This window comes from Dubosiella newyorkensis (assembly GCF_001945605.1).
GTDB lineage: Bacteria > Bacillota_I > Bacilli_A > Erysipelotrichales > Erysipelotrichaceae > Dubosiella > Dubosiella newyorkensis.
This window is the reverse complement of the sequence record NZ_MPKA01000090.1, coordinates 1-22371: the sequence shown is the minus strand read 5'-3', so window position 1 is coordinate 22371 and position 22371 is coordinate 1. Positions and strand designations below refer to the sequence as shown.

Annotated in this window: 14 protein-coding genes; 3 read left to right on the top strand and 11 right to left on the bottom strand. The window is 39.6% G+C overall.

The genetic code is table 11. The annotated features are described in order from the left end of the window. Positions 1-9: 9 nt before the first annotated feature. Genes BO225_RS09520 through sufC form a run of 3 tightly spaced genes read right to left on the bottom strand, consistent with a single transcriptional unit; the run spans position 10 to position 2862 of the window. A complete protein-coding gene (locus BO225_RS09520) occupies positions 10-1263 on the bottom strand; it encodes an aminotransferase class V-fold PLP-dependent enzyme (RefSeq protein WP_076342003.1) in 1254 nt (417 codons plus the stop codon). Further along, positions 1253-2041 (bottom strand): SufD family Fe-S cluster assembly protein, encoded by a 789-nt coding sequence (locus BO225_RS09515; protein WP_076342002.1) that lies wholly within the window; start codon positions 2039-2041, stop codon positions 1253-1255. Before BO225_RS09515 ends, BO225_RS09520 begins: the two co-directional genes overlap by 11 nt. Further along, entirely contained in the window at positions 2041-2862 is an 822-nt protein-coding gene (gene sufC / locus BO225_RS09510; protein ID WP_076342001.1) for a Fe-S cluster assembly ATPase SufC, read from the bottom strand. Before sufC ends, BO225_RS09515 begins: the two co-directional genes overlap by 1 nt. Positions 2863-2994: 132 nt before the next feature. Between sufC and BO225_RS09505 the strand changes: the two genes are divergently transcribed. Both BO225_RS09505 and BO225_RS09500 read left to right on the top strand, forming a co-directional pair. Then, positions 2995-4017, top strand: coding sequence for a peptidylprolyl isomerase (locus tag BO225_RS09505; protein WP_076342000.1), 1023 nt, complete (start codon positions 2995-2997; stop codon positions 4015-4017). Further along, on the top strand, positions 4017-4928 hold the full coding sequence (locus tag BO225_RS09500; protein ID WP_076341999.1) for a peptidylprolyl isomerase PrsA family protein: 912 nt from the start codon (positions 4017-4019) through the stop codon (positions 4926-4928). Before BO225_RS09505 ends, BO225_RS09500 begins: the two co-directional genes overlap by 1 nt. 50 nt (positions 4929-4978) lie before the next feature. Here BO225_RS09500 and BO225_RS09495 read toward each other — a convergent pair whose 3' ends face one another. Both BO225_RS09495 and BO225_RS09490 read right to left on the bottom strand, forming a co-directional pair. Continuing rightward, positions 4979-5725 carry a class B sortase gene (locus tag BO225_RS09495; RefSeq protein WP_076341998.1) on the bottom strand — a complete coding sequence of 249 codons (747 nt, stop codon included), beginning with the start codon at positions 5723-5725 and terminating at the stop codon, positions 4979-4981. A gap of 79 nt (positions 5726-5804) precedes the next feature. Continuing rightward, entirely contained in the window at positions 5805-7988 is a 2184-nt protein-coding gene (locus BO225_RS09490; RefSeq protein WP_076341997.1) for an ATP-dependent helicase, read from the bottom strand. A gap of 112 nt (positions 7989-8100) precedes the next feature. Between BO225_RS09490 and BO225_RS09485 the strand changes: the two genes are divergently transcribed. Further along, positions 8101-8880 carry an SGNH/GDSL hydrolase family protein gene (locus BO225_RS09485; RefSeq protein ID WP_076341996.1) on the top strand — a complete coding sequence of 260 codons (780 nt, stop codon included), beginning with the start codon at positions 8101-8103 and terminating at the stop codon, positions 8878-8880. A 49-nt stretch (positions 8881-8929) separates the two neighbouring features. Here the strand turns inward: BO225_RS09485 and BO225_RS09480 are convergent, their stop codons facing one another. The 6 genes from BO225_RS09480 to BO225_RS09455 form a co-directional block, all read right to left on the bottom strand. After that, the gene (locus BO225_RS09480) at positions 8930-10987 is read right to left on the bottom strand and encodes a sulfatase-like hydrolase/transferase (RefSeq protein WP_076341995.1); all 2058 of its coding nucleotides are present in this window, start codon (positions 10985-10987) and stop codon (positions 8930-8932) included. A gap of 63 nt (positions 10988-11050) precedes the next feature. Then, complete coding sequence (locus BO225_RS09475) at positions 11051-12493, bottom strand: cellulase family glycosylhydrolase (protein WP_076341994.1); 1443 nt, start codon at positions 12491-12493, stop codon at positions 11051-11053. 93 nt (positions 12494-12586) lie between these two features. Continuing rightward, positions 12587-14824, bottom strand: coding sequence for a phage tail tip lysozyme (locus BO225_RS09470; RefSeq protein ID WP_076341993.1), 2238 nt, complete (start codon positions 14822-14824; stop codon positions 12587-12589). A gap of 83 nt (positions 14825-14907) precedes the next feature. Further along, the gene (locus tag BO225_RS09465; RefSeq protein ID WP_076341992.1) at positions 14908-17199 is read right to left on the bottom strand and encodes an RICIN domain-containing protein; all 2292 of its coding nucleotides are present in this window, start codon (positions 17197-17199) and stop codon (positions 14908-14910) included. A gap of 14 nt (positions 17200-17213) precedes the next feature. Then, positions 17214-20096 (bottom strand): RICIN domain-containing protein, encoded by a 2883-nt coding sequence (locus BO225_RS09460; RefSeq protein ID WP_076341991.1) that lies wholly within the window; start codon positions 20094-20096, stop codon positions 17214-17216. Between the two features lie 218 nt (positions 20097-20314). Next, entirely contained in the window at positions 20315-22048 is a 1734-nt protein-coding gene (locus BO225_RS09455) for a hypothetical protein (RefSeq protein WP_076341990.1), read from the bottom strand. Positions 22049-22371 lie beyond the last annotated feature (323 nt).

Here is a 22371-nt window from a genome sequence, read left to right as displayed (position 1 = left end):
TTCCTCCTTTCAAAAGAAAATGTCGAGACACGTCTCAAAGGAGGCTTCCTTCAAGGCTAGGACAAATTTGTCGATTTCTTCAAATGTATTGTAGAAGTAGACGCTGGCACGGCAAGTTCCAGGAACACCTAAAACTTCCCCGAGCAGCTTAGCGCAATGCTCTCCTGATCTTACAGCGATCCCTTTTGTGTTCAAGAAGCTGGCCACATCTTGCGGGAAGATCAATTCGCCTTTGTCATAGACATTGAAGGTGATGATTCCCGACTTGGCATCCGCGTTGTAGACCTTGACGTTGTCGACATCTTTGATCTTTTCTAAAAAGTAGTGCTTTAGTTCGAGCTCATAGCGGTGGACGTTTTCTTTGCCGATCTTATCGACGAATTTCATCGCTGCCGCCATGCCCAAAGCGCCTTCGATCGGCTGGGTGCCGCTTTCGTATTTAAATGGGGTTTTCTTCAGCTTTAATTTGCCACATTTTGAAAAGCGCGCATTGCTTTCGCCGCCAAAGTAGATCGGACTTAGAGCGTCGAGATATTCGAGTTTTCCATAAAGAACTCCGATTCCTGTCGGTCCGCACATTTTATGGGCTGAAAAACAAAAGAAATCCACATCGAGGTCTTGTACGTCGACTGGAAGATGCGCGATCGATTGCGCGCCATCGACAACGACCTTGATCCCGTTTTCATGGGCGATCTTTACGATTTCTTTGACTGGCGCCTCATATCCCAACACGTTGGAGACTTGTGCGAAGCAGACGACTTTCACCTTTGGATGAAGAGCTTTTTTGAAATTCTCCACGGTGATCCGTCCTTTTTCATCCAATGGAATGTACTCGACTTTGATTCCTTTGCTTTCGCCTGCTTCTAGCCATGGCAGCACACTTGAAGCGTGTTCAGCGACCGTTGAAAGAACGACATCTCCTTCTTGAAGCCATGTGTTGGTGATCGACATAGCTAGGATATTCAAACTTTCTGTGGTGCCGGATGTAAAGACAATTTCTTCTTTTTTTGCCGCATGGATAAAATCTTTCGTGAGTTTTCTTGCGCCTTCGTAAGCGAAATCGACTTGAGCGCTCATTTCATAATCGCCTCGATGCGCATTGGCTCCTAAATACGTATAGTAATGAACGACTGTATCGATCACAGATCTTGGTTTTAAGGTCGTCGCGCAATTATCAAGATAAACGAGAGGATGATCGCTCATCGTTCGCTTCAAGATTGGAAATTCTGCGCGAATTTCGCCGATATGGTCTTTAATGTCCATAAACGCCTACCTTTCTTTCCATTTCTTCCCGTGTTTTTTCTCGGATTTCTTCCTCTTGGATCATTTCGATCGTCGGCATAAAGTAGCCGACACTCAAAAGACCAAGCGCCATTTCTTTGCTCAGTCCACGGGATTCTAAATAATAAAGCTGGTTTTCGTCAGGTTCGCCGATCGTCAAGGCGTGAGAGGCTTTGACATCGTTTTCGTCGATCATCAAAAGTGGGATGACTTTGGTCGCGTGTTCTTTGCCTACAGTCAGCACGCGCGTCTCTTGATGAGAGGCCGCTTCTCTTGCCCCTTTATCGATCGTTCCATTGGCGACCATCTCATAATTTGCGCCATCTTTCAGCACCGCGAAATTATGCATATATCCATACGTATAAGGACTTGAATGGCGGACGAGGATATCGCCTTTTTTCTTTTGATCTTGGCAAAGCTGCGCTGTATAGAGTTCAATTCTCGCACCTGGCGCTTTTAGATCGAACGATTCGTAGAGTTCGAAGTCTGTATCTTCTAGATCAAGCAGTCCGAGCTTCACATCGGCGTTTTCTTGAATATCGCCGAGTAGATGAAGGCGCACTTTTCCTTGGGCTTTGTTTTGGATAAATAAATGGATCGATGTCGAGTGCATAGGCGCAAGCTCTATCCGGTATTCTCCTTCTTCTTTTAAAATCAGGCGCGTATTTCCATAGGTATGTGGGGAGACGAGGATCTTGAGTTCTTTTTCTTCTTTGAGTTCAAGTACGTCTTGAAACTCGTCTTCATAGATTCTCTCCATTAAAACCCTCTCCTTTTTGCGCCGCAGCTGCCCAATGAGATCGGTCTTGTGTTTTCTTCTTCTTTGTTGGCTTTGACATGATATTCTTTTTCGATCCAATCATAGCCTTCCTTGTCGATCTTGTCGACGAGTTCAACGCCTCCAGAGATCACGATCTTTCCATCGATCAAGACGTGGGCGTGTGTTGGCTTTAAATAGTCTAAGAAGCGCGCGTAATGGGAGACGATGATCATTCCCATATTCGTTTCTTCCTGGCATTTTTGGATCGCGTCGGCAACGATACGTAAAGCGTCGACATCCAGGCCGGAATCGATTTCATCAAGCATGGAAAGAGTTGGCTTTAAAAGCATCATCTGCACGATCTCGTTGCGTTTTTTCTCGCCGCCAGAGAATCCATCGTTCAAAAAGCGGTGAGCGAGATCGGGTTTCATTTCAAGTTCCTTGATGGCTCGATCCATTTCTTTGATGAATTTGAACAGCGAAATTGGTTTTTCGCTTCTTGCGTTGATCGCTGTTCTTAAAAAATCAGAGTTGGTCACGCCTGGGATCTCGCTTGGATATTGCATGCCTAAAAAGATTCCTAATCGGCTTCTTTCATCGACTTCCATCGCGAGGACGTCTTTTCCATCGTAGGTGATCTCTCCTTGTGTAACAGTGAATTTCGGGTTTCCCATAATGGCGGCTAAAAGCGTGCTTTTCCCATTTCCATTCGGGCCCATGAGTGCGTGTCTTTCTCCGTCTTTGATGACGAGATCGACTCCTTTTAATATTTCTTTATCGTCTACACGTACGTGTAAGTCTTTAACCACTAATTCGGGCATATTGATACCTCTTTTCACGGTGTAATCATAGCAAAATTCTATGTAAATCTCAATGCATACGATTTTGTGCAAACATTGCTTTTAAAAAGAAAATCTCTTATAATTTTATGGATATTTTAAAAGGAGGTCTCTATGTCAGACTTGATCAAAGACAATTGGTTCGTCATTTTGATCGCGGTGATCATCATCGCTTTCGTTGGCTATTTTGTATACGACTCCAATACAGGAAAGGTCGATTCGAAGAAGGCGGATGGAAAAGATGTCGTCGCTTCATTAGCTGATTCTAACATCACGGCGGACGCATTGTTTGAAAACTTTTCACAGTTCGATGGCGCTTTGCTTTATAATTTATACCGAAACGCGGTGGTCGAACAAAGCGTGGAAACTACAAAGGAAATGGAAGAGCAAGCTAAATCGATGGAAAAAACGATCCGCTCGAACGTTTCAAGCCAGAATTCTTCAACGTACCGGGATGCGATCACGCAAGAGCTGGCCAGTTATGGATATGGCAGTTATGATGATTTATACGACTACGCTTTAATGACAGTCAAGCAGCGTTCTCTCAACCAAGAGTATGTGGATGCCCATTTTGAGGAGCTGAAAGATTCGTTGAAAGATGCGAAGCCTCGGATCGTTTCGATCATCAAAATGGAGGCGGCGGATCCTCAAAATCTTACCGATGAAGAAACGAAAAAGAGAGATAGCATCGATAAAGCGATCGAATCGGATTCGTTTGCTCAAGCGGCGACCGCTTTTTCAGATGATGCCGCAACGGCAGCCAAAGATGGTTTATTTGGATACATCGATTCAAGCTCTTCGGCTTCTTCGACAGGTTTAGATCAAAACTTGCTCGCGAAAGGTCTTGAATTAAATAAAGGCGAGACGAGCGACTGGATCGAAGTGAAGAACTCGCAGACAGGTGTCATTTCTCTTTATAAGATCCATGTTGATGAAACGGATCTTGAAAAGATCCACCAAAACAAAGATGAAGATGTCAAAAAATCATTATTATTTTCGATCTTGAATGCGAAGGCAGGCTTGGAAGCGGATATTTTGGAAAACGCGGCGAAAGATCTAAAGATCGAATTTGAAGACCAAGACGCAAAAGAGAAATTGGATCGATATATCGAACAATTGAAGGGAGGCAATGCGTAATGAAAAAGAGTTTGGCAATGCCTTTGATGCTTTCGGCTTTGTTGTTGAGCGGCTGCTCTAGCGAACATACGACTTCGATCACAGATGCTAGCGAAAAAGTCATGACGATTGGCGATGTGAGCGTGACGAAAGGTCAAGAATACGATTTATTAAAAACGAGCAATGGTCCAGTTCAAGTCATCACGATGGCGCAGAACGTGATCTATGATAAAGAAGTGCCTGTTAACGAGGAAATGAAAAAGGAAGCGGAAGACCAATTCAAATTGATTGCTGAAAACAATGAAAAGGTCGTCGATCAAATCGTGAATCTCGGCTATAAAGACAAGCAAGATTATATCGATAAGGTCATGCTTCCTGGCGTGCAAGCGCAAGCGCTTATGAAGAAATATTTTGTGGATGACGCGGAAACGATCGAGCTTCAATATAAACCGAGTATTGCGCAAGTGATCCAATGCGACACTAAGGAAAATGCCGATCAGGCTTTGCAAGCGTTGAAGGATGGAAAGAGTGCGCAAGAAGTCGCAGAACAATATGGGCTTGATTCTTCTAGTTATACGGGTTCTGAGGAATTGGTCACGACAAATGATTCTGCTTTGCCCACGCGGTTGATCAACGCGCTCAATTCGGCGAGCGAAGCGGGAGTCATGCCTGAGGTGTATGAAACCGAGGATTCAAATCCATCTTATTATGTGGCTGTTCTCGTTTCCAATGATTATGATGAAAATGTAGATAGAATCGCGGATACGCTTGGAAGCGATTCGAGCATGTCGAAAAGCTGTCTTGTCTATTATTTAACAAAATACGATTTTGAGGTGTATGATCAAGAATTGTTTGATTATTACAAGCAAAATACGCCTGAGTATTTAGTGACCCACCCTGATTTGATGGAAACGGCGAAAGAAACGGATTAAGATGTTTAAAAAAGGATATCCCTTGAGGATATCCTTTTTACGTTATGTTTTTAGACAGCTTTTTCTTCGACTTCGGTCGCATTCACGATCCATCTTTGATCAGAACCTACCCCGACGCACGTCGATAAAGACAAGATCTTGGAGGCTTGGCTCACTTGCAGGTCGCGGTTCGTGTTGGCTCCGGCTGTATTGATCAGTTCATCATAATAGTTCTGGAACGTTTCCGGATCTGTGTAGTCTTCATTGAGCAAATAGCGGTCATCAAATGTGAGGGCGGAAAAGACTTGGTATTTGATCGTCTTAGTCGGCGTATAGATATAAATATAAGGTTGAGATTCGAAAAATGCTGGATCCTCATATTTGTGAAGGTCCGTGAACATGGAATCCCATTCTGGATTTTCCGTAAATACAGTATGGCCATAGACAGGTGTGACTGGATCGCTGAAGTCTTTCTTATTGTAGCGTTCGGTATAGATCGATCCTGCTTCGTTGTCTTCTTTATTGATCGTTCTTCGCAAGTAATAGCTATCGTCATCGGCGGACTGCACGATCGGGTAGTCGACTGTTGTATCTGGAATATAGATCCATGCGTAAATGTCGGGATTGGTTTGTTCAAGCGCGGCGAAGTCGATCTTCCGGTTGATTGGATCGTTATCGTCGGCTACGACTTCTTCTTGAACTTTTTCGTATTCCTTTTTTGCCTTTTCTAAGTTCTTTTCTTTTGAGTTTGAGCATCCACTGAGCATCAAGACGCCCGCAAAGAAAAGAAAACCTAATTTTTTGAGTGTTCTCTTCATAGTGTTCTCCTTTTTTATGCCACTCATTATACTACAAGATAGCTATAGCAAGAAATACCTTATTAATTCTTTATCGCTTTTAATTGAGATGGGGATCGATCGTTTGATCGTCGAGTTTTTTCAGCTTGGCTCGATGTGAGATCTTTCGTTCTGTTTGTAGACGATCGAAATGGATCGTATACACTTTGTTGATCGGATCGGATTGCAAGATCGTTCCTTTTCCAAAGGCGGGATGTTCGATGCGATTGCCAGGCTCGAATTCGAGTTCCTTTTTTTTAAAGCGCATAAAATCAGTGTGGATGCCGATAAATTGCTTGCTGTCTTCGATGAGAGTTTCAGGAAGCTTAGGATCGTATTCAACGAGGCTTGGATCGATATCGAGCACAAAGCGGCTCGGATATTTTGGCGATCCATCAAAATTTCTTCCTTGCGCTCCGCTTAAGTAAAGTCTTTTTTTCGCTCGGGTCAGGGCTACAAAGGCAAGTCTTCTTTCTTCTTCCATGGATTCGATCGATTGCACTTTTTTTGTCGGAAACATTCCTTCATTGAGTCCTACCACAAAGACATTGTTGAATTCGAGGCCTTTTGCGGTATGGATCGTCATCATTTTGACGGAATTCTTTTTCATATCGAGATCCGCGTTCGTATAGAGGGCGATATGGTTCAAATAGTCGGCGAGTTCGGCTTCTTCCCCGCTGTTGATTTCATAATCTAAGATCGATTGCTTCAGTTCTGCAATATTATCCAGGCGTTCTTGACTGCCTTCTGTCCTAAGCATCCTTTCATATCCGCTTTCGTTGAGCAGCTTTGAAAAGAGATCAGAAATACGTTGTTCTTTGGATTGGCTGCTGAATGTTTCGATCAATTCAATGAATGTCAGCGCTTTCGTCGTTTTAAATAAGTCTGAATTCGCGTTTTCTTTTAGCGCTTCATAGAGGCTGATCTCTTTTTTGGCCGCATATTCTTTAAGGTGTTTAATGCGGCGGTTGCCGATGTTTCGTTTTGGGACATTGACGCATCGCAAAAACGAGAGATCGTCTTTGTACGCGATCATTCTTAAATACGATAGGGCGTCTTTGATTTCCATGCGTTGGAAAAACGAGACGCCTGAGTAGATCGTATAAGGAAGCTCGGCCTTCAAGAACACTTCTTCAATGACTCGAGATATATAATGGGCTCGGTAGAGGATGGCAATCTCGTTGAGCTGAACTCCTTGTTTTTGAAGGGCTTTGATTTTTTCTAAAATCCATTTGGCTTCATCGTCTTCATTTTTTCCATAGTGGACAAGGACATCTTTCCCGTCAGAAAGTGTTGGGATCAAATCTTTCTTGATGCGTTGTTCATTGTTTGAGATCAAGGAATTGGCGGCGTTCAAGATCTGAGGGGTGGAGCGATAGTTTTTGGGCATCATGATCGTTTGGGTAGGCACAAAATCGTTAGGAAAATCGAGTAGATATTGGATGCGCGCGCCTCTCCACGTATAGATCGTTTGGTCGGGATCGCCAACAATGAATAAGTTTTTATGGTATTGGGCGAGGACTTTCATCAAGCGATATTGGAGTTCATCAATATCTTGAAATTCGTCGATCATGATATATTCGAGTCGTTCTTGCCATTTTTGACGAATTGTTTCGTTTTGTTCAAAAATATAGAGCGTTAAGACGATGAGGTCGTTATAGTCGAGTCCGAACATTTTTTTGCATTGATACAAATATCCATAAAATATGATATCTTTTGGATTTTTGGCTTTTTCATATTTTTCTTTGAGAATATTCAGATCCATTTCGATCAAGTCTAAATAGTATTCTGGATTTTCTTCGAGTTTGATGATTTCGATCATATCTCGCGCCTTGGAGAAGGTCATATGTCGAAGGGTCAAATTTCTTTCTTCGTAAATGATCTTTAAGATTTCGTCGATATCGCTGTTGTCTAGAACAATAAAGTTTTTGGGATAGCCGATCGCGAACGATTCTTCAAGAAGCACGGTGTTGCAGAAGCCATGAAATGTGCTGATGAGCCCTGTATCATTGTCTCCAGTTAATTGATGGATCCTTGAGCGCATTTCATTGGCGGATTTATTCGTAAAGGTCACGCATAGGATGTTGGCTGGCATGATACCGAGTTCATTGACTAGATAAGCGAAGCGGTGCGAGAGGGCTCTTGTCTTTCCGGTTCCTGCTCCAGCGATAACTCGAACGTATCCTTCTGTTGTTGTGATGGCTTTTTGTTGTTCTGAATTGAGGATTGGTTTTGTATGATTCATAGGTTCATTTTATCACATTGAATGACAGTTTTTCTGAACTTAAAAAAAAAGATCGTTTGTTTGATTCATTTTGATCGATATAAGGTATGATAGACAGCATAAGGGGATATAAATGATGAAATTTAAATTATGGTTCAAAACGTACTTTAAAATTATTTTGGTTGTTTTTTTGCTTCTTTTGATCGGATCGAGCGTTTGGTTTTTGTTCTTTCGTTTTGATGAGACAGCTTCTGGTTTGTCTTACTTGCGGACGCAGAAATCTAAAGATATTGTCCAGCTGAAAAATGATCTTGCAACGCGTGATCAAGAAGAACTCGAGCAGATGATGGGCAATGGTTCCTTGGAGATCTTTGATTTATTCAGAGACTTTTTGATTTTTGGCGATTCAAGGGTTTATGGTTTTGAGAGTTATGGTTTTTTTCCTGCTGAAAATGTTTTAGCAGATGCGGGCCATACGATCATGAATATTGATGAAGGGATCGAGACGGTTAAACAAAGGCAGCCTAAGAATTTGTTTTTTTCGTATGGAGTCAACGATATGGGATTGAATATCGGTGAAAATGAAGGTGATCCTGGATACGATGTCGTCTACGAGGAGCAGATCAAGAAACTTTTGGCTGTCGATCCTGAGGCGCATGTTTATGTAAATTCGATCATTCCGGCCACGCCTACCGCGCTTCAAAAGTCGCCTAGATGGGATAAGGTGGATGCCTTCAATGCGAAGATCAAAGCGATGTGCGATAGAAATGGTTGGACGTATATTGATAATGATGCGCTAGCGCAAGGCGGACAAGCGAATATTTATCAAGAAGATGGTGTTCATTTCCTTCAGCCATTTTATAGTCAGTGGGCTGAAAATATGTATAATACCAAAAAGAAAGCGGATGCTTGAATGAAAAAAACAGAGTTTGTTCAATGAATGCAAACTCTGTTTTTTGTATTTATTCTGTAGGAGCGGATTGCATCGTTCCGCTGTCTCCTCCTGTTGATGGTGGGGTTGTTCCCCCGCTATCTCCTCCTGTCGAAGGTGGCGTTGTGGTTCCGCTATCTCCTCCTGTTGATGGTGGGGTCGTTGTTCCACTATCTCCTCCACCTAAAGGTGGCGTGGTTGTTCCGCTATCTCCTCCGCTTGAAGGTGGGGTGGTTGTTCCGCTATCCCCTCCTGTCGATGGTGGAGTCGTACTTCCACTATCTCCTCCTGTTGATGGCGGAGTCGTCGTTCCGCTATCTCCTCCTGTCGATGGTGGAGTCGTTGTTCCACTGTCTCCTGGATTGTCTGTTCCAGTGTCTTGGGCTGGTGGCGTATAGCTAGGTTCGTTATAGACTGGTTCATTATACACGGGTGGTGTCCATACATAATTGGAGTCGGAGAAGTTGTCCCGATTGGCTTGATATTCTTGTGCGGTCGGAGCTTGAACGACTTGTTGTTCTTCTTGCGGTTGTTGTTCCTCTTCTCCCTCTTTTTTTGGCATCTTCGATTCATCTCCGCTCATGATGACTTCATTATAGAATTTTGAAGTATAACTCATTTGTCGATTAAGTTCATCGTAACCTAACAATTCGATGAGCGTAGGTGTTTCTGAATACAAGGATGTCCCTAATCCTAAGCGGCTTCCTTGGATCGTCGCGCCTAATGATTCCAAGATTGTCGGGAAAATATCCATTGTCGAATATTCTCGAGTTCGATTGAGTTTATATTCAGGACCGTTGATGACTGTGAAGAATGTTTTTCTCGTGAAATCATCCGGTACGGCTTCGGCGACAAAGCCGTCCATGCTTTGGTGATCTCCCGCGATCACGATTGTCGTGTCTTTGTAGAAATCTTGTTTTTGGCACCATTTTACAAATTCGGCGACTTTATGGTCTGAACATTTGATGACATTTTCGTATTGGGAATCAAATTCATCAGGACAGTCTGGACATTTGTATCCATCTTGAAAGTGGGTGTCTACAGTCAGCATCGTAAAGTTGAATGGTTGATCATTTTTTGCGATGTCCGTTAGTTCTTTTTTAGCGTATTGAAAGAGTTTTTTATCTTCATATCCCCAGAACACGTAGTAGTCGTCATCGATGATCCCATCTTTTTTAGCGGTATTGTAGTCGAAGATTTGATAGTTTCCGTGTTGCTCGTAATAGTTTTTACGGCCCGCGAACGCGGCATCGGATCCGCACATAAAGTAATTATGGTAGCCTTCGTCCTCTAAAATATCCCCGAGTCCTTGTACTGTCGGCATGAACTGGCTCGAATCTTCAAAGTTGCGGTTGAATTCTCCATTCCCGATATTGAGGGGGATGGCCATCGATTGCGCCGCGATTCCGGCGATCGTCCATACTGTATTGCCTGGGGTTAATCCTCCGTTCAAATTTTTGTCGTCTTTTGCGGAGAAGTCGGTGTTTTCTTTGGCTAGCTTTGTAAGCTCAGGAATGAGCGACTTTTTAAAGCCGCCACCTTCTTTTGTGTCGGTATAGCTTTGTTCCATGGATTCACACAATATATAGATCAAATTTCTTTTCTTCTCGGGAAACTTGATTTCGGTCGTATTGGCATCGACATAATATTTTTCGTATAGATCACTTTCTTTTCCTAGACTTGCTTGATATTCTCCGATACCGAGCATTTCATATAAAGCGATTCCTTGAAAAGTATCGACAGAGATCATCAGGCAAAGAAGAACGATGATGCCTCCTTTGAGTGTTTGCGTAAATTTGGCGGGATCGAACTTTGTTTTGAGTATTCCTTGTTTATTGTAAATATAAACGAGCAGCAGCGCGATGTAAGCGAGCGTTCCGATCAGCAACAGAGGCCATTGACGCGCGAAGAAATCTCCAATCACTTCGGCGACTGTGTTTTCGGATCCGGACATGCTGTTTTGAAGCGTATAGAGCACTTGAGCAAATCCACCGACCGTGAGTCGCGAGGTAAAATAATATTTTGCGTAAATGATAATATTCAATAAAAGAAAGAATATATATGATAATGTGCTTAAAAATATCCACATGTAAGTTAGACCCTCCCATTTAATGGATTGTACTGGGTTATGCAAAAGAAAGCAATATTTATTTTATGGATTTATTTGAATCGTCTTTGGATCGATCAAAGAATCGCTCGTAACGATGCATCCAATATCTTGTATTGAATCCTCGGCTTTGATTTTGGAATTATACTCTTTATTGCTGAAGATGAATGTTCGTTGGTCAATGTGTTCGATTTCGCAGTTCCAATAATCATCGATCTGAACGGGTTCAGGAAATTTGATTTCAAAACGCCAAGAGCTAGCTGTTTTATTTGTATTGTTTTGGATCGAGGCTAAATACTGCATGCTGTATTGATTTCCATTTTCCCAATGATTTGTTTCTTGGAAGGTTGTAGTTAGTTTAGCTCTGGCTTCTGCCTTTTTTTCTGATTTTATTGGTTTCTTCTGATTTGCTTGGTCAAGCAACCAATGTCCTGTTGGGGAAAGGTCTGACAGGCTCCATGTTTCCATGTTCGCATCTGGTACAAGAATCGAAGATGTTTCTTGTTTATTGGATGCGTTCCATAGGATCCTTCCTGTTTGATTCTTATTTAATAGATCGATCCATTGTTTGGCGTTTGCTTCATCGATGTTTCCATTGCCGCTTGCGTCGCAAATTCCATATTCGCTGACGATGATCGGTATTTTATTCACATTTTGAAGGTACTTGTTTCTTAGATCGTCTTTATGGGTTGCGGCATAGAAATGGAGGGCGTAAGCGATGTTGGAGTATTTTAATGGTTTTCTGGCGGCTTGATCGATATCTTGCGACCATGTAGGCGTTCCGACGATGATTAGATTGTTTGAATGTTCTCTTATGGCTGGGATAATTTGATTAGCGTATTGGGTAACATCGTTCCATGTCGTATTTCCATTGGGTTCATTGCAGATTTCAAAGATGACGTTTGGGGTTTTTCCGTATTTTTGGGCCATTTTTTCAAAGAACAATTTGGATTGATCTTTATATTGAAGCGGGTCTTGATCGGATAAAATATGCCAATCGATGATGCAATAGAGGTTCAATTGTTGACAGAGCTGAACGCCTTGGTCGATGCGCGATTCTAAGTTTTGTTGATCTCCTCCTGTGCAATAGCCTCCATCTTCAGCAGTATACATAGCTATGCGAACGGTATTCAACCCAAAATCGTCCCTGAATCGTGTAAAACTATTTTGATTGATGATTTCTGGAAACCAAGCGATGCCGTGGGTCGAAATCCCTTTTAGTACGAACGGTTTCCCTTTTTGGTCAACGATCCTATTGTTTTGGATTTTCAAGGATGCGATTTTTGGGGTAGGTTGATCTTTTCGTTGGTGATAAAGTTCTTGTTCGATCATGCTCTTTAATTCAAGGCTCGCATTTTTTTCAGTACTCAATTTAGGGTTCATTTCTTGATCCGATTGTTGGGCTTTTACTATCATAGGTTCTCCATTCATGAATAGAAAAGCAAGGAATATCGTAAGTACAAGATAAATAGCATGCTTAGTTTTCATAGGCTCTCTCCTCGTATTTCTATTATATCAGTATTATATGCGATCATTTTTCCTGATAACTATAAAAAAGGAAAGGTTGTCAACCCATCCTTTTTAAAGCTTTGTTATAAAATTGTACCAATTTCTTGCGTAAACTGAACGTTGTGGCTGATTCCGGTTATATGGCCGTTCATAATTGTTCAAAAAAGCTAGAGCTAAATATTCTGGCGTTTCTTTGGAATTTACAAATTGGTAGAAATTCAAAGGATATTCTTTGGTGGCATAATATTGTCCGCCATATTGATATTCGTCTAAAATCTTAGCGCATTGTCCATATCCGCTTGTGATGGAATATCCTCTCTCTATGAGCCAATTGATCACATTGGTTGCTGGTGTCCATTGCACTAAACCAAATCCACGATCAAGATTGTTTTCTTCGCGCCCTTCCCATAAGCCTGGGTTAATATTGGATTCTGCTTGCATATTGCCTAGGATCGCGGATACGGCATTCGGTGTCCAGCCTTGGTTTTTAAAAAAGTTCCAAACTAGGGTCGCGTTATGTTCCATTTGGCTGATGGTTAAATAATTGTTTGTCGAGATCCATAGAGCATCGTTGGCAACTTGTTTGAATGTGAATTGTTGGGCTTTTGTTCCATTGGATTCATACAATTGGATGTTGGTCCCATTCATTCCAAGAGCCGCTGTAACATCTAAAACGAAGGCGTCATTTTCTGCGGAAACGATCGAGATCGTTCCATTCGTATTTTTTATCAAGATCCATTTATCCAAGTAGGAACTCTTGTTTAATTCATTTTGAATGACATTAGTCATATTTTTTACAGCTGAAGCGGCTGTCAATAGTTTTCCTGAATTGATGTTTTGGATCGTGACATATCCACGATTATCATTGAGCACTCTAAATTGTTGAGCAAACGTATTGTTGGATGTATACAATTGAATATTGGCTCCATTTTCTTTAGAAGCATTGCTTACATCTAGAACAAAATTTGGATCAAGATTCGTATGGATCGTATAATATCCATCGCTGATTGTGTTCTTATTTTTAGAAGCTAAACGATCAATTCTTGTTCTTAAAGATTCTGCTTTTATGAAAGTCCACGTTTGGGAGGCGTGATTTCCTTTATTGCCATAGATCGTACTGTTCATGTTTGAATTCGTTAATAGAATATATGGATCTAGCGCAGATACGATTTGATAATTGTTCCCACTTTTGATGGCCACCCATTTTTGAGCGCGTGTTCCATTGTTTGAATACAATTGAACGTTGTTTCCATTGTTGGTTTGAGCGCCCAATACGTCGAGGACTTTTCCTGTACCAAGGTTCGTAAAGGTGATAAACCCATTTTGATCGTGGTTGACTCTCCAAACTTGACTAGAAAAATTATAATTTTTTTCCAGGTCTACATTTGCTCCATTTTTATTTTGTCCATTTTCTACGCTTAATACATAGTTATTGGTGACATTGGAAATCGTATAGTCTCCATCAACGAGTGTTTTGACATTTTTAATGGCTAAATCTTTCAACGTTTCTTCTTTCGAAATATAGTGTAAAAAGTTCCATCGTTGGGCTTTGGTGTTGTTAGATTTATACAATTGAAGGTTGCTTGTGTTTGTCGCATAGCCTCCGTATAGGTCGAGTACATAGTCTGCATGGAGTGCGGAGGTGATCTTGAAGCCGGCCGTTGTTGGTGTTAAGATCCATTTTTGGGCCTTTGTTCCGTTCCATTCATATTGCTGGATGTTCGTGCCGCTTTGGATCAGGGCTCCTGTAACATCGAGAACTTTTCCTGATCCTGCGTTCCAGAAGGAATAGGTGCCGTCTTTTTGATCGTAGCGGACTTTCCAGATTTGCGCGGCGGTGTCATTGTTTTCGTAGATTTGGATGTTTTGTCCATTTTGTTTTCCGCCTCCACTTACGTCTACGACATATTTTTGATCTACAGCACTTTGGATCGTGTAATCGCCATCTTGTAAGAGCTGGTTAGCGCCTGCCCCTGCGATCTTTAGATCTTGGATTTCTTCATTCGGTATTTCATCTTCATTGTTTTCGATTGATTCCTCTTGTCCTTCTTCTTCTAATGAAGCGTTTGAGTCGAGTTCTGAAACGAAGCTCGATTTTTTCTCGTTTTTTGTTTCGGTCGACTCTTCTTCCAAAGCATATTGATCTTGTACTTCTTGAGAAGCTTCGGTCGTATCGAATTCTTGTTCTATGGGGGAATTAGAAGGGTGTGTTTTGATTTCTTCTGCTTTTAGTTGCGTGATCATAGCGGTTGTTCCAAGAACCACGCCAGATAGCGCGCTTGTGAATGTGATCAATTTTTGTTTATCCATAATCTTCTCCTAGATATCTATAAGTATACCAAATCCAAAAGTAAAAAAGGAGTGATCCATTTACAGATTCTCCTTATTTTTGATCAATATCCATTGATTCTATTGGCCGAAGAAATAATATAGCTTAAATTATTTCGAATATATGGTCCTGGACAAGCGGTGTTTCCGACATCTCCATGAACATTGACATTCTTTCCATATTCTAGACGGCCAAGAACATTTCGCGCGGCAATATCTGCGACGAGTCGAATCAAGGAATTCATCGTTTGAGTCGTTAGGCTATGTCCTGTTGGATAACTTCCATCTGAATTTTCAATCGAGACAGAATGGAGATTGCTATTCCAGTTTCCGTTTGCCCAAGCAGTATTTTTTTCATCGACATATTGGCAGATTTCGCCATTTCTTCCAATTCCGTAATGAGCCGATGCTTCGCGGTTTGGGTTCTGGAAAACATGTCCACAATTCTCAGCGCTTGAAACTCCATCCATATGGTGGATCGTGATATGTGTGATCTTATTTCCTTCTCTACCGTCCGTATAGTTGTTTTGATGGGCATGCACCCATTTTGAAACATAATTTGAATTCGAAAACTGAACTGAGCTATCTGAAATATTCAGCTTTTTTAAATTGAACTTTTGCGCGTTTGTTCCATTCCAAGTATACAATTGCACGTTTTGGCCACTTTTACCTAATCCGCTTAAAATATCGATGACATAATTCGTATTCATTGCTGACATGATCTTGATCGTTCCATCCGCATTCTTTTGGAAGATCCATTTTTCATTCCAAGAATTCGAATTATCATCCGATATTGAAAGATTTGTGAAGTTAGAGGCGCTTCCAGCGACCGAAATGTATTTTTTTGCATGGACATTTAGAATCGAAGAGAAGCCCAAAGCATCGGTAATAATTTTAAAGCGTTGCGCGTTTGTTCCATTCGAAGTGTAGATTTGTAAATTGGCGCCTTTTTTTGTTTCGGCTCCTGCAATATCGAAAACGAGTTTATCATTGATTGCTGAATGAAACTCGTAATATCCATCTGCAACGGTTCCTTTATTTTTGGAAGCAAGATTGCTTGCTTCTTCGCGAATCGAAGTTGTTTTTGTGAACACCCAGGCTTGAGACGCACTCGTTCCTTTATTCTTTTCACTGTCCACATTGGATCCGTTCACGCTCATTCTTAAAGTGGAAGATAAAGCAGAAATGAGTTGAAGAGCTCCCCCATTTTTGATTGTGATCCATTTTTGAGCCCGAGTATTGTTGGAATCATATTGTTGAATGTTTGTCCCATTGACTTTTGAAGCGCCGCTAATATCTAATACGCGGCCAGAATTCATATTGATCAGCGTTACATATCCGATTGAATCGTGTTCCACTTTCCATTTTTGCGTTTCTTGATTTGAAGTAGATGTTATTTCGATATTCGCTCCGTTCGAATTCGAGCTATTGGAAACAGTTAAATACTTTCCAGTTCCCGTGTTTCGAATTAAATAGATTCCATTTTCAAGAGTATTTTTATTTTGGGAAGCTAACTTATCTAAGTACGCAACTTCATTGATCAGCTCTTGGAATATCCAACTTTGTGCTTTAGTATTGTTGTTTTGATAGATCTGTATATTGGTTCCATTTCTTGTATTCGCTCCCGATAAATCGAGAACATAATTTGGGTTGATGGCTGAGACAAGTTTATAACCAGCTGTAGTAGGTACAATGTGCCATTTTTGAGCGTTTGTTCCATTCCAAGCGTATTGTTGGATATTGTTGCTGTTTTGAGCAAGACCTGCATTCACATCCAAGACTTTACCAGAACCTTTATTGGTCAAGGAATAATAGCCTCCTTTTTTGTCATAAACAACTTTCCATATTTGCGCATTCGTTCCATTATTTTCATAGATTTGAACATTCCCGCCATTTGATTTGGATCCACCGTTTACATCCAAGACTTTGTCACTGTTCAAAGAGCTTGCGATAAAATACTCTCCGTCTTTAATATACTGTGCAGATCCTGCCCCTGCGCTTTTAAGATCATCAACTACTTCGTTTGGAGAAACAACAGGTTCTTGAGATTCTAACAGTTTAGATTCATCGATGGTTTCTTCCGATTGATCTTCTTTCGCAAAAAATTGTTCTTCTTGTTGAACTTCATCCTTTTGATTTTGGATATTCTCATTATTGTTTTGATCAACGTCTTCATATTCAGATTCATTGTTATCCAATCCATCAGTTTGGATTGTTTCTGGTTCTTGATTTCCTTCTTCTGATGCTATTATGATTGGTTCACTTCCATCGTTTGCTAAAATTTGGATTCCTTGGGCTAAGGAAACGATTCCAATTCCGCTTGCTACGGCAAGACCTGCTACCCATTTATTCTTCATATTCTTTCTCCCTATTAAACTTTAACAAACTTCCATTTTTGTGCATTCGTTCCATTGTTCGAATACAATTGAATATTTCTTCCATTAACTGCATGTGCTCCAGATAGATCTAATACATAATCTTTGTGGAGAGCCGATACGATTTGAATGCTTCCGTTCAAGTTTTTAAAAAACCACTTCGTCGCATATCCGTTCAAATTCGACTGAATCACATTGAGTCCACTTTTCGCCTGATTTCCTGCTGTTCCTAAATACTTCCCGGAATTGATATTTTGGATGAGAGCGTATCCATTCCCGTCATAGCTGATTTTCCATCTTTGGGCTCCAGTATTATTGTCGGCATAGAGCTGTATATTGGCTCCATTGTTTTTGTTGGCGGCAGTCACATCCAAATTGTAGGAACCATCGACCATCGAGTGGATCTCGTATGTTCCGACATTTACGAGTTTCTTTCCTTGCTGGGCCATTTTATTCATAGCCGTTCTTGGATCTTCTTTTTTTATGAATGTCCAGCGTTGCGCTTTTGTGTTGTTGCTTGCATAGATGGCGATATTGGTTCCATCTTTTGTCTGTGCGCCAGCTAGATCAAGGACTAGATTCGTATTCAGCGCCGAAACAAGTTTGATACCGTCTTCGAGTTTAACGGCGATCCATTTTTGAGCTCTTGTGCCATTCCATGCAAATTGTTGAACGTTGGTTCCATTTTTGGTCGATCCACCATTAACGTCTAAGACTTTACCAGATCCAACATTCATAATTTTGAGATAATCGCCTTCATAGCTGATTCGATATAGCTGTGCGTCGGTTCCATTGTTCGTGTAGATCTGAACGTTTGCTCCATTGTTTGTACTAGCGCCTGTTACATCCAACACTTTATTGCCGTTGATCTTAGATCCGATCACATAATATCCATCACTTATTGTTCCTTTAGATTTTTGTGCTAAAGCATCCGCATTTCTTATTACAGCATCCAGATCATCCAAGCTCCATAACTGAGCTTTTGATCCGTTGTAAGTATAAATTTGTAAAGTATTCCCATTTCGGAAATCAGCGGCTGGTATATCAAGGACATATGCCGAATCTATTGCTGTTGAGAAAACATGCCCATTGGCTGTAGAACGGATCATCCAATAGCTGGATAGATCATTTCTGAGTGATTGCTGGGTAACTTTTAATCCATTATGCACATTTCTCCAATCTGAAGAAGTTGTTAAATACAAACCTGAATTCCGATTTTTGATCGTATAGTAGCCGTTTTTTTGTTTTTCGATATAGTATTGTTGCGCATTTGTATCGTTGGATTGGTAGATCTGCAAAGAAACGCATTTATTTTTCGATCCGGCAGGCACATCGATCACTAGATTTCCATTTCCTTTTGAATGAATCGTATATCTTGAATTTGTGATTGTTGAATCTACGATATAAAAAGCTTTCTTTAGAGTTCCTTTATAGAGTCCTTTACCCATTACGCTAACCGTTGCTTGTCCAGGTTTTGTATTGTTTTCAAAAGAAAGTGTGTAGTCCTTTCCTTCTTGAAGTTGGATATAGTTTCCATTTTGAGATATTCCTACGATTGGTTTCGTTGTGATCGGTTTTCCTGTATATCTTTGATCTCCGATGACGATCGTTCCTTGCGAGCTTAAAGAACTATTGATAATTTTTTTGACAATTTTTCCTAAAGCATAAAATGGGCCTCCATTTAAATTATCGCCCGAGTCTTTAGAGCGTACATCCCAGACAGAAGATAAACTATACCAACCTTGTTGATTATCATGTAGAGGGTCATGAACATAAACTTGTCCATTTCGGTATCCCGATAAATAAATCTCATGGGTTACACCGCCATAATATGGACACCACCTGCTAAAACCAACGGCACCAGCAACAATATTTCCTTCTAGAAGAGAATCGATGATCGAGTTATAACCTAAATTATTTTTATAGGTCAAACCATATGTTTTAGCAATATATTCCCAAACATCAGATGTCGTACCATATCCACCAGGAGCGTTCAAATATCCTTTTTTATTCATTTCTCTTGCGATATCTACAGGACTATAATGCGTTTGATTAAAGTGGTTGATTACTGAAGTAGCTGTCATTGCTACGCAGCCACTCGAAGATAGAGTGAGTCCTCCGACATGAATCATAGCCCATTGCCCATCATTTTGGTTATAATAAGGAATATTTTCTAAATTGGAAGATATGATTTTTCCAGTAGAATCGGCTGTAAACTTTCCTCTTCCATCCGCAGAAGTAAATGATCCTGTTTGAATGGCGCCTTTAGCATCACAAAATACGAGTTTACCATCATATTGAATGAACCCAACTAATGGGTTTCCATCATTATCAAACAGATGGGTTGTATTTCCAATTTTTTTCTCACCAATAGCCAATTGGCCATTTTCATAATATTTATTGTTGTTCCATCCCGTTTGGCCGGTGGCTTTCATAGGTGCTGCCACGACCTTTTTGATCGGTGCGATTTGAACTTCTTCTTTCGTTTCAATCACATCGACAGTTTGTTGAGGTTTCGTTTCCAATATGGGAGCTTCTTCATCTGCGTCTTTCTTTTCCTCTATCGTAGAACTTCCTATTGGTGAAGATTCTCCTTCTTTTTGGAAAATAGTTCCCGAAGTTCCTTCTTCGTTTTCGGTCTGTTCTAGAGTCTGGTCCTCATCAGTTGGCTCTATATCAGGATCCGGATCTTCATGAGCTATATCCGTTTGTACTGTTGATTTAGAATCTTCGTTTGGTGATTCAGATGCTGGTTGTTCTTCCCCCACGACCAACACTTCCTCTGATTGACTTGCTAAAGCTTCTTGATTCATCACTGCCCATCCACTGCTTAAGCCAATAAAAGCAGCAACAAGCAAAGAATAGTCTTTTTTAATCATACTAGATCCTCTCTAAAATATTTATCTATTACGGTATATGATATAGCAAATAACACTAAATATCAATAAAATTATGGGATATTATGTTAGAAATGATTAATAACTTATAGCAAAAAATAAAAAGCCTTTAAACAAAGCTAAAGACTTTTCGATTTCATTCATTTGTTATTATAATCACGCTTATATATCACATTAATCATTATTTATAGTTGTTTTGTTCAAGAATATTCAACTAAATAAACTAGGCTTGTAAAATAACTAAACGAAAGAAGAACTGGCAGACCAATTACATAAAAATTTAGAATTGACATATTGACTCCACTAATAAAAATAAACTGAGAGAACCATGAAATTGCTATAGCATAAACGACTCCAATTCCTAAACAAATCAAACTTGTCAAGAATAAGAAAGAAGCGTTTTTATGTACTGCCTTAAAGCCGTATCTAAATAAACGGAATAGATAGAAACCTATTGTAATTAATATCGAGATAAAAAGAACACAGTTCATAATCCGATAAATCCAAAATAAAATTTGAATGACTTTATCTAAAAAGTTTGAATGAAATTTTTTTGAATAATCCTCAATATAAGAAGTATTTGTATAATCGGCAGCACTTTTAGTTACTTCACTGTCTTCAGAATTTCCTATAGAATTAATTCCAGGGATATAACCTTCTAAAAAGATCGATCCTAAAAATGATTTATAAACCAGTGGTGCTAACGAAATAATTTCTCTAAATGTTCTTCCGCCTGCTGATGATAGCAATTGAATCCTAGTATCCTTTTTCAAAGTTCCATCTTCGAAACCTTTTTCTAGCTCTTCATTTACTTGATGAAAGAGATCAGAAACATTTTTTTCATTTGTCCAAAGACCTGTATCATATAATGCAGTTCGTAAAACCCACGTCAAAAAATCACCTTGAATTGGATTTTGTCCAATATTGCCATACCATGGAGTATTAATAATCGCCTGGTATAATTCTGGATGCTCTTGCAAAGTTTTTGATGTTTTCCACGCTTTATCAATTGCATCTTTAGGCGCCCAGTAAATCATATTCCTTTTATTTGAATCAATTTTGTAGATATTAGCAGCAAATTCCCCTAGCTCGCCGCCATTTCTTGTTTCTATCTCAGGAACACCGAAATATTTTGTGTTTGTATACTTATAATAACTAGTGATACATGAAAATCCAGAAATCATCAATGAAAAACAGAGGAAGATAGTTAATATATATTTTATTTTTTGTTTTACCTTTTTTACATTAAAAATCGAGATCACTATATTCACTAAAATAAAAAACAGCAAACAAGCCAAGAGCCATAAACCATCCTCTTTGATATAATAAGTAAAAGTAAATACTATACTCATGATTATCGAAATTAAACAATCAAGCACTGAAATATGACGATTAAGATTTTTATACGTAAATTCAATCATATAAATAAACATAAACATCACAAAAGGAGCTATAATCGTATTTCGATACACTCTTGTTCCTTGCCAAAGTTCAAACGCAGTTGGAAAAAAAAGTACATAAACAAAGCTAAAATACTCTATCCATTTATTTTTTGAAATCATTTTGATTAGCCTCTTAAAATAAAAGGCATCAATAATCCACAGTAAACTGGTTATAATGCTAAATTGTAAACCAGTAGCTTTAACAAAATTTAAAAATAAAGGAAAGCTCATTGTCTTTACCAAGGATAAATAATTTGGGCTCAAAAAGTGAGTTTGTAAATCCGTATAAGCGATGAATAAAGCGTCATCATAAGTATCTATAGAGTTAAATTGAATTCCAGATGCCCATCCCAAAAAGATTCTTAGACATATAAGCACAATAATAATGTAGAATGATGGTTTTTTTAATTTTTGAAATATTTTACTCATGTTTAAATTACCTTTTCTTTTCAAATGATTAAATATAATAATATCTATCACATATACATTCATTACAACATAACCTATACAGAAGTGTTTTACTTCAATAATCTATTATAAACCAGATGAATAACAGACCAACATAAACAAATGAAAAAGTATATTTTGTTTTTTTTCGTCCTACTATTCCTTTTGAAAATACTTACTTTTTATTCATATAGTAATTCAATTAAACGGGTATTATTAACATATATTTAAATCACTAATCGAGAGTGTAAAATATTTTGTGTAAATAGGTAGATTTGTTTCCTAAATAGAATAGAAAAAAGGAAATATCCTTAGTAAGATTAGTTCGACCAAACAAATACTAGAAAGGACATTTCCCATGTTTGATA